This window comes from Pseudomonas sp. SDO52101_S400, from assembly GCF_054071635.1.
On the sequence record NZ_JBSVWF010000107.1, the window covers coordinates 1 to 9,384 of the forward strand.

Here is a 9,384-nt window from a genome sequence, read left to right on the forward strand (position 1 = left end):
TGCACGACGTTAACGAAGCAGGAAAATCGTGGCTGTAGGACGCGTCTCTAAAGACGTGGGGATTGTTCGCTACGGCATCAGGAAGGCAGCGCGGTGCTCTTTCTACTCGCGGCCAAGGTCACTGCATAACCGATCAATGCAGCAAACACCGAACCGGTGAGAATGCCCATCCGGTCCATCCCGGCGTATTCACTGGCACCCGGCACGAAGGCGAGGGAGCCGACAAACAGGCTCATGGTGAAGCCGATTCCGCAAAGGATCGCCACGCCCAGCACCTGGCCCCAATTGGCGCCCTGAGGCAGGGCGGCGATGCCGATTTTTACGGCGAGCCAGGTCAGGCCGAACACGCCGACGGTCTTGCCCAGCAGCAGGCCGACGGCGATGCCCATCGGTACATGATGGGTGAAGCTTTCGGCGGTCACGCCGGTCAGCGACAGACCCGCGTTGGCGAAGGCGAACAGCGGCAGGATGCCGTAGGCCACCCATGGGTGCAGGGCATGTTCCAGGGTCAGCAGCGGCGAAGGCTCGGCGTTTTTCGTACGCAGTGGGATGCAGAATGCCAAGGTCACGCCTGCCAGCGTCGCATGGACACCGCTCTTGAGCACGCAGACCCACAGGATCAGGCCGATGATCATGTACGGCCCAAGCTTGACCACCCCGAGTCGGTTCATCGCCACCAGCGCCGCGATGCACGCCGCCGCGAGGCCCAGCGACAGGGTCGAGAGTTCGCCGGAGTAGAAGATCGCAATGATCACGATGGCGCCAAGGTCATCGATGATCGCCAAAGTCATCAGGAACAGCTTCAACGACACCGGAACTCGCTTGCCGAGCAAGGCCAGCACGCCGAGGGCGAAGGCGATGTCGGTGGCGGTCGGGATGGCCCAGCCGTCGAGCGCTGCCGGGTTGTCGCGGTTGAGGAACCAGTAGATCAGCGCCGGCACCAGCATGCCGCCGATGGCGGCCGCGCCGGGCAGGACGATCTGCGACGGTTTCGACAGCTGGCCGTCGAGCACTTCGCGCTTCACTTCCAGGCCGATCAGCAGGAAGAACAGCGCCATCAGGCCGTCGTTGATCCACAGCAGCAGGGGTTTGGCGATTTTCAACGCGCCGATCTGCGCCACCACGGGGGTGTCGAGCAGGCCGTTGTACAACCACGACAGCGGCGAATTGTTGATGATTAAAGCCAGGATGGCTGCGGCGATCAGTAACAGACCGCTGGCAGCTTCCAACTGAAAGAAACGCGTGAAAGTGCTACGCAGAGGCAAGGTCGCTCTCCATCGATAAAGTCAAAAGGTGGGACACCCTAACCCGTACCGTTAGTTGTTAAAACAAAAGTTATATTCTTTTTTGTTATATGTCGTTACAGAAGGTCAGGCTAACGTGCAGCAAAGCCTAGCAGTTGCCCAAGGGATTGAAGCTCAGCTGTATCTGTCGGTGCTGTAGGTTTTTTCCTAAGCTTGGGGGCTGAGCCTGTGAAGGCACTTCTGCCCGATTCAACGAGAACAACAGCCATGAGCGACAACCGACAGTGGGCCCGCGAAGCCATCCGGATCATTGAAGCTGACTTTCAGCGTAGCGCCGACACCCACCTGATCCCCTTGCCGCTGCCGGGTTTTCCGGGCATCGAGTTGTATTTCAAGGACGAGTCCAGCCATCCCACCGGCAGCCTCAAGCACCGTCTGGCCCGCTCGCTGTTTCTCTACGCCTTGTGTAATGGCTGGCTCAAGCCCGGCGCTCCTGTGATCGAAGCGTCCAGCGGTTCGACGGCGATTTCTGAAGCGTATTTCGCGCGGATGCTGGGTCTGCCGTTCATTGCGGTGATGCCGGCGACCACGTCCAAGGAGAAGATCGCCCAGATCGCGTTCTATGGCGGCAAGAGTCACCTGGTGGACGATCCGACCCAGATCTACGCCGAATCCGAACGTCTGGCCCGCGAACACGACGGTCATTTCATCGACCAGTTCACCTACGCCGAACGCGCCACCGACTGGCGGGCGAACAACAACATCGCCGAGTCGATCTTCCAGCAGATGCGCTACGAGCAGCACCCTTGCCCGGCCTGGCTGATTTCCAGCCCCGGCACCGGCGGCACCACCGCGACCCTCGGTCGTTACGTGCGCTATCGCCAGCACTGCACCCGCGTGCTGTGCGCCGATGCCGAGCGTTCGGTGTTCTTTGATTACTACCAGACCGGCGACGCCAGCCTGCGTCTGGACCACGGTTCGCGGATCGAGGGGATCGGCCGGCCACGGGTGGAAGCGTCGTTCCTGCCCAAGGTGATCGATGCGATGGTCAAGGTGCCGGATGCCTTGTCGCTGGCGGCCATGCATTACCTGGCGCAGCGTCTGGGCCGGCATGTGGGCGGATCCAGCGGCACCAACCTGATCGGCGCGCTGATGGCGGCGCAGCAGATGAAAGCGGCGGGGGAGTCGGGGTCGATCGTGGCGATTCTGTGCGATGGCGGCGAGCGCTATGCGGACACCTATTACGATCAGGCGTGGCTGAAGGCGCAGGGCTATGAGCTGGATGGATTGATGGCCGCTGTTGCGGCGAGTGCCGAGAAGGGTGAGGCGCTGCCGGCCTCGGTTCTGCGCGCCAATATCTGATACACCCGGAACCTAATGTGGGAGCGGGCTTGCTCGCGAATGAGTTGGATCAGTCAACATAATTGTTGAATGTCAGTCCGCATTCGCGAGCAAGCCCGCTCCCACAATTTTCCGGTGTCAGGCCTCGAGGCCCAGGATGTCACGCGCCACCGCTTCGGCAATCCGGATCCCGTCAACACCCGCCGACAGAATCCCGCCCGCATAACCCGCGCCTTCACCGGCCGGGAACAGACCTTTGACGTTCATGCTCTGCAGCGACTCGTTACGCGTAATGCGCAGCGGCGACGAGGTGCGCGTCTCGATCCCGGTCAGCACCGCATCGTGCAGCGAATAACCGCGAATCTGCTTCTCGAACGCCGGCAGTGCTTCGCGGATCGCTTCGATGGCGAAATCGGGCAAGGCCAGGGCCAGATCGCCCAGCGCTACACCCGGTTTGTAAGACGGCTCGACTTCGCCCAGTTCGGTTGAAGGAATGTCGTTGATGAAGTCACCGACCAATTGCGCCGGAGCTTTGTAATCGCTGCCGCCGAGGATGAACGCGTGGGACTCCAGACGCTCCTGCAACTCGATGCCGGCCAGCGGGCCGCCCGGATAATCGACTTCGGGGGTGATGCCGACGACGATGCCGGAGTTGGCGTTGCGCTCGTTACGCGAGTACTGGCTCATGCCGTTGGTGACCACGCGGTTCGGCTCGGAAGTCGCTGCGACCACGGTGCCGCCCGGGCACATGCAGAAGCTGTAGACCGAACGGCCGTTCTTGGCGTGGTGCACCAGTTTGTAGTCGGCGGCTCCCAACTTGGGGTGACCGGCGTACTTGCCCAGTCGGGCGCGGTCGATCAGCGATTGCGGGTGCTCGATACGGAAACCCACCGAGAACGGCTTGGCTTCCATGAACACGCCACGGCTGTGGAGCATGCGGAACGTATCGCGGGCACTGTGGCCGAGGGCCAGGACCACGTGTTTCGAATGCAGGGTTTCGCCGCTGGCCAGCTCGACGCCGACCAGTTGACCGTCTTCGATCAGCACGTCGGTGACGCGCTCCTGGAAGCGCACTTCACCGCCCAGGGCGCGGATCTCTTCACGCATGGTCTCGACCATACCGGTCAGACGGAACGTACCGATGTGCGGCTTGCTGACGTAGAGAATTTCTTCCGGGGCGCCGGCTTTCACGAACTCGTGCAGCACCTTGCGGCCGAGGAACTTCGGGTCCTTGATCTGGCTGTACAGCTTGCCGTCGGAGAACGTGCCCGCGCCGCCTTCGCCGAACTGCACGTTGGACTCGGGGTTGAGCACGCTTTTACGCCACAGGCCCCAGGTGTCCTTGGTGCGCTGGCGCACTTCGGTGCCGCGTTCGAGGATGATCGGCTTGAAGCCCATCTGTGCCAGCAGCAGGCCGGCGAAGATCCCGCACGGGCCGAAACCGACCACGATCGGGCGCTGGCTCAGGTCGCTCGGCGCCTGGCCGACGAATTTGTAGCTGACATCCGGCGCCACGTTGACGTTGCGGTCATCGGCGAACCTGCCCAACACTTTGGCCTCGTCACGCACTTCGAGGTCGATGGTGTAGATGAAGCACAGTTCGGAGGACTTTTTGCGCGCATCGTAGCTGCGCTTGAACAAGGTGAAGTCGATCAGGTCATCGCTGGCGATGCCCAGGCGTTGCACGATGGCGGCACGCAGGTCTTCATCGGGATGGTCGATCGGCAGCTTGAGTTCAGTGATTCGTAACATGACAGGATCCGGTTCGCGGGGCGCACAACTGCGCCAGGGCGTTTGAAGGCGGCGATTATAAGCCGCAACGGCCGGATCCCGTGAGGGTAAAACGATCAGTCGTTGCGCGATCCGCCGAAATACCCGCAACCACGCTGCACCTTGCCGTCGATCCGCAGTTCGGCACTCATGTGCTGCACGCTGCCGGTGTTGCTGTCGACGCAGCGCTGCGGCGCCACCCATAGCTCGAGGCGCTGGTTGTTGGCCTCGCTGCTGAGGTTGAAACGGCCGTCGCCCAATTGTTCTTCGACGTAAGGCACGGCGAGCGGTGGCTGGCCTTCGCGGTCGATGACCATGCCTTTGCCGCTGACTTTTACGTTCCACTCCGGGCCATGGCCGGCAGCGCGCAGGATCAGTTGCTTGAAGTTCGGATCATCGCAAGCAGTTCCGGAGCGTTCGACGCGGTACAACTGGGTCAGGTCGAGACGGTCACCGGCGATCTTCCCGCGAACATCGGCGAACAGCTTGCCCTGTTGATCGGCCAGTGTGGCGGCCTCTTGCAGGACGCTGGTGCCGCCGATGTCGTTGACCACGTATTGGCGTTGCTCGCCGCAGGCCTGGAACACCAGTTTGCCGTCGGCGGCGGTCAGTTGCCCCTGCATCCGCGTCTGGCCGACGTGGGAGGCGCTTTCCCGTGCGCCATCGAACAACTGGCACGCAGCAAACAGAGGGAGCAGGGCAACAACGATCAAGGAACGGGCAACACGCATCTTCGGCTCTCCAGACAAGTGCCGCCACGTTACGCAGGCTGACCGTTCATCACAAGGGTTTAGCCCACGTGAAACGTCTGACCTGTCTGCAAGCCTTCGACACTTTTGGCGTAGGCCAATGCCACATCCGCCGCCGGAACCGGCTTGTAGCCGCGGAAGTACGGGGCGTAGCTGCCCATGGCTTCGACCAGCACGGTCGGGCTGATCGAATTCACGCGCAGACCGCGTGGCAGCTCGATTGCAGCGGCGCGGACGAAGCTGTCGAGCGCGCCGTTGACCAGTGCAGCCGAAGCACCGCTGCGAATCGGGTCGTGGCTCAGTACGCCGGTGGTGAAGGTGAACGAGGCGCCATCGTTGGCGAACTCGCGGCCGATCAGCAGCAGATTGACCTGGCCCATCAATTTATCCTTGAGGCCGAGGGCGAAGCTGTCCTCGTTCATTTCACCCAGCGGGGCGAAGGTCACATTGCCGGCGGCGCACACCAGAGCGTCGAACTTGCCGGTCTTTTCGAACAGCTTGCGGATCGATGCGCTGTCGCTGATATCCACCTGGAAATCGCCGCTGCTGCGACCGATGCGAATGACTTCGTGACGCTGCGACAGTTCTTTGTCCACGGCCGAACCGATAGTGCCGCCTGCGCCGATCAACAGAATTTTCATCGTGCTTGCCTCAAGTGATTGAACGAGGTTTCAGTCTAAAGTGGTTTTTTCCGCTGATAAGCGCGCTAATGGGCAACCTTTGGTTTTCAAATGGAAACAATCCATGAGCGAGATGGATGATCTGGCGGCGTTTGCGGTGTTGATCGAAGCGGGCAGCTTTACCCTGGCGGCGCAGCAATTGGGGTGCAGCAAGGGGCAGTTGTCAAAGCGCATCAGTCAGCTGGAAAACCGGTTTTCCGTGGTATTGCTGCAACGCACGACACGTCGGCTGAGCCTGACGGCGGCCGGTGCGGCGCTGTTGCCGCAGGCCCAGGCGCTTGTAGTCCAGGTCGAAAGGGCGCGTCAGGCATTGGCGCGATTGAAGGACGACATGGCAGGTCCGGTGCGTATGACGGTGCCGGTGTCGCTGGGGGAAACGTTCTTCGACGGGTTGCTGCTGGAGTTTTCGCAAAAATATCCAGAGGTACAGATCGAGCTGGAGCTGAACAACAGTTATCGCGATCTCTCCCGCGATGGCTTTGATCTGGCGATCCGCACCGAAGTCGCCAACGACGAGCGACTGGTAGCCAAGCCCTTACTGGCCTGGCAGGAAATGACCTGTGCCAGTCCGGTGTATCTGGAGCGTTTTGGCGAACCACAGACGCCGCAGGCACTGGTCGAACACCGTTGTTTGCTCAACAGTCATTACAGCGGTCGCGAAGAGTGGCTGTATCACCAGCAGCACGAATTGTTACGGGTGCGGGTTTCGGGGCCGTTCGCCAGCAATCACTACAACCTGTTGAAGAAAGCCGCACTGGCGGGCGCCGGTATCGCGCGCTTGCCGTCCTATCTGTTGCAGGCGGAATTGGCTGACGGCCGATTGCGCTGGCTCCTTCGTGATTTTCAGACTCGGCGCATGCCGATGTACCTGGTGCATCCGTATCAGGGCGGGCTGCCGAAACGTACCCAAGTGCTGGCGGACTACCTGATCGGCTGGTTCAAGCGCAGCGGCGAGGCGCTGGACCGGCTTCAGCGGTAACGCCGGGCGATCAGATGATCGATCGACAGTTTGCCCGGCCCGGTGGTCATCAGGTACAGCAGAACGGCGGCCCAGGTCCCGTGAGTCGGGTAGGCGTCGGGGTACACGAACAGCTCGATGACCAGCGTCATGCCCAGCAATGCCAGCGCCGAGAACCGCGTGGCGAAGCCGATGAGGATCAGGATCGGGAAAAAGTGTTCGGCGAACGCTGCCATATGAGCGGCGATTTCCGGTGCCACCAGCGGCACGTGGTATTCGCTCTGGAACAGCGGAATTGTCGAGTCGGCCAGATGCGGCCAGCCGATCTGAAAGGTGCCGTCGATCAGGTCGATGGCCAGACCCTCGACCTTGGTCTGCCCGGATTTCCAGAACACCGCCGCAATGGAAAAACGCGCGATGAAGGCGATCAGGCTGTGGGGGATTTTTTCCAGCAGTGCAATGGCACGGACAACGAGGCTGTTCATGGCGAAACCTTGTGATGTAAATGAGTAATGGCGTGACGGCTGATCAACAGGGCCAGGGTCTGGCTGAGATCGAAGGCTTCTGCGTTTTCCAGAGCCTGGGTAAGTGACAGACCGGCCTTGAGCTGGCGAATGAACTGGCTGGCGCCGCGATCCACGGCGAACACCTCGACCTCCAGCCCGTTGCGCAGGATCAGCGCGTGTTGCGCGCGATTCAGATCGACCCCGGCCAGCGTTGCGTCGCCCTGGTGCGCCGCCCAGATATCCACCACGGCAAAGGCTGAATCGAACACATGCAGCGATGGGTGCAGACCGATTCGCAGACTGCTCAGAGCCTCTTGATCGGCGAAGGCAGCGGCAATCTGTTCCTGGCTCAGCGGCGGTGCATCGGCAGCGTGATAGGCCAGCGTGCGCAAGCGTTCCAGCCGCGCGACATCGGCCAGGTAAGGCACGCTCGACGCCGGTTCGAAATCGCTGATGAAGTCCGCCAGATCACTGCCGTAGTCGCTCATCAACGGACTGTGTGGTGGATGGTTTGGAATGAAAACTCCGGCCATGGCACGGAAGAATTCCTCTCCCACCAATTGCATTACCACGGGATAACTGTCGGCCAGTGCGTTGCTCAACGAGCCTTGCACGTTGTTGCGGTACACCGCGAACCGACTGGCCGGATCGGCCCCGTTGGCGCTGCACAATCCGTCGGGGCAGGGCTGGCTAATGTCGAGGAGTGCTGCGCTGAAAGTAGCTTGAGTGCTCATGGCCGACCTCCTGCGCAAAGCAGAAGCGCATCGGCTTGTTGTGCTTCGGCCAACAGCACGTTGAAGGCCGGGACCTGATTGTCCCGCTCGATCAACGTCGCAACCGGGCCGACTCGCTCCAGTGCCTGCCGGTACAACGACCAGACGGCCTGATCGATCGGTGCGCCGTGATCGTCGATCAGCAAGCGATCACCGAGGCTGTCGGAATCTTCGGCAAAACCCGCCAGATGAATCTCGCCGACGGCGTGCAATGGTAGTGCGTCGAGGTAGGCCATAGGATCGCGCTGATGGTTGATGCATGAGACGTAGACATTGTTCACGTCCAGCAACAGGCCACAGCCGCTGCGTCGGATGACTTCACGGATGAACTCCGCTTCGTCGATCGTCGAGCGCTGGAATGCCAGATACGTCGCCGGGTTTTCCAGCAACATCGGGCGCCTGAGGGTGTTCTGCACCTGGTCGATGTGATCGCAGACGCGATTCAGCGTCGGCGTGTCGTAAGCCAGGGGCAATAGATCATTGAGAAACACCGGGCCGTGGCTCGACCAGGCCAGGTGTTCGGAAAAGGATTGGGGTTGATAGCGCTCGATCAACGCGCTCAGACGTTTGAGGTGCTGAACATCCAGCGGGCCTTCGGCACCGATGGACAGGCCGACGCCATGCAGTGACAGCGGATACGCCTCGCGGATCAAACCCAGAAAGTGATGGAACGGGCCGCCGGCCACCATGTAGTTTTCGGCGTGGACTTCGAAGAAACCGACGTCCGGTAAAGAACCGAGCACTTCACGAAAGTGCCCGGTCTTGAGCCCCAGCCCGGCACGGGGCGGGAGCCCGGGGAGGGCTGCCCGAGTGCCGGTGGAGGCATGGTCGCAGGAAGTGATCATGATCGACACTCGGGCAGCCTCCGTATCAGGACTTGGCCTTGAACGCTTCCATCTGACCGAAACCGGTCGGCGAGGTTTTGCTTTCGGTGGTGGTGCAGGTGCCTTTCGGAACGAACTTCCAGGAGTTGGCCTGGTAATCCATTTTCGCTGTGCCTGCGCAGGTAGTGCCTGCGCCGGCGGCGCAATCGTTATGACCTTTCATGGCCACGCCGAAGCATTTTTCCATGTTGGTGTTGTCGGCCGCCTGGACGGTCGAAACGGCGGCCATGCTCAGGGCGGAACCAAGGGCCAGAACCAGGGCGGTAGCGGACAGGGTGCGGGTGGTAGCAGTCATGATGTTTCTCCGGTTTCAACTTGGGTTGGAACAAGCGATGTGCGCTTGCTTACCCCACTAGAGAAACGACCAGGCGATGCGTTACAGCGATCGGCAAAATAATTTTCAAAGCAAAAAAAACGGCCCGAACAGACTGTGTGAAAACGCACTGAAGGCCAGCCCAACAAACGCCCCGACTTGTTCG

General features: G+C 61.1%; 10 protein-coding genes. 2 read left to right on the forward strand and 8 right to left on the reverse strand.

Features of this window, described 5'->3' with window-relative positions; genetic code table 11:
• Positions 1 to 77: 77 nt before the first annotated feature.
• The gene (nhaA, locus tag ACW9HX_RS28430) at positions 78 to 1,265 is read right to left on the reverse strand and encodes a Na+/H+ antiporter NhaA (protein WP_457383130.1); all 1,188 of its coding nucleotides are present in this window, start codon (positions 1,263 to 1,265) and stop codon (positions 78 to 80) included.
• 246 nt (positions 1,266 to 1,511) lie between these two features.
• On the opposite strand from nhaA, the gene ACW9HX_RS28435 reads away from it, so the two are divergent.
• On the forward strand, positions 1,512 to 2,606 hold the full coding sequence (locus tag ACW9HX_RS28435; RefSeq protein WP_457383131.1) for a PLP-dependent cysteine synthase family protein: 1,095 nt from the start codon (positions 1,512 to 1,514) through the stop codon (positions 2,604 to 2,606).
• Positions 2,607 to 2,723: 117 nt separating this feature from the next.
• Here ACW9HX_RS28435 and ACW9HX_RS28440 read toward each other — a convergent pair whose 3' ends face one another.
• From ACW9HX_RS28440 to ACW9HX_RS28450, 3 genes are all read right to left on the reverse strand, one after another.
• Positions 2,724 to 4,337: an NAD(P)/FAD-dependent oxidoreductase gene (locus ACW9HX_RS28440; protein ID WP_457383132.1), complete on the reverse strand. Its 1,614-nt coding sequence runs from the start codon at positions 4,335 to 4,337 to the stop codon at positions 2,724 to 2,726.
• Between the two features lie 95 nt (positions 4,338 to 4,432).
• Positions 4,433 to 5,086, reverse strand: a complete 654-nt coding sequence (locus tag ACW9HX_RS28445; protein WP_096819516.1) for a COG3650 family protein — start codon at positions 5,084 to 5,086, stop codon at positions 4,433 to 4,435.
• A 59-nt stretch (positions 5,087 to 5,145) separates the two neighbouring features.
• A complete protein-coding gene (locus ACW9HX_RS28450) occupies positions 5,146 to 5,745 on the reverse strand; it encodes a short chain dehydrogenase (protein WP_102621491.1) in 600 nt (199 codons plus the stop codon).
• Between the two features lie 103 nt (positions 5,746 to 5,848).
• On the opposite strand from ACW9HX_RS28450, the gene ACW9HX_RS28455 reads away from it, so the two are divergent.
• Complete coding sequence (locus ACW9HX_RS28455; RefSeq protein WP_457383133.1) at positions 5,849 to 6,763, forward strand: LysR family transcriptional regulator; 915 nt, start codon at positions 5,849 to 5,851, stop codon at positions 6,761 to 6,763.
• Here the strand turns inward: ACW9HX_RS28455 and ACW9HX_RS28460 are convergent.
• The 4 genes from ACW9HX_RS28460 to ACW9HX_RS28475 are packed head-to-tail and all read right to left on the reverse strand — an operon-like array spanning position 6,754 to position 9,200.
• Positions 6,754 to 7,227: a DoxX family protein gene (locus tag ACW9HX_RS28460; RefSeq protein WP_457383134.1), complete on the reverse strand. Its 474-nt coding sequence runs from the start codon at positions 7,225 to 7,227 to the stop codon at positions 6,754 to 6,756. The two genes, ACW9HX_RS28455 and ACW9HX_RS28460, sit on opposite strands and share 10 nt — an antisense overlap.
• Positions 7,224 to 7,982, reverse strand: coding sequence for an HvfC/BufC N-terminal domain-containing protein (locus ACW9HX_RS28465; RefSeq protein WP_457383135.1), 759 nt, complete (start codon positions 7,980 to 7,982; stop codon positions 7,224 to 7,226). The genes ACW9HX_RS28460 and ACW9HX_RS28465 overlap by 4 nt, the downstream gene beginning before the upstream one ends.
• On the reverse strand, positions 7,979 to 8,866 hold the full coding sequence (gene bufB / locus ACW9HX_RS28470) for an MNIO family bufferin maturase (protein ID WP_457383136.1): 888 nt from the start codon (positions 8,864 to 8,866) through the stop codon (positions 7,979 to 7,981). Before bufB ends, ACW9HX_RS28465 begins: the two co-directional genes overlap by 4 nt.
• Before the next feature lie 25 nt (positions 8,867 to 8,891).
• The gene (locus tag ACW9HX_RS28475) at positions 8,892 to 9,200 is read right to left on the reverse strand and encodes a BufA1 family periplasmic bufferin-type metallophore (protein WP_192563787.1); all 309 of its coding nucleotides are present in this window, start codon (positions 9,198 to 9,200) and stop codon (positions 8,892 to 8,894) included.
• Positions 9,201 to 9,384: the final 184 nt, after the last annotated feature.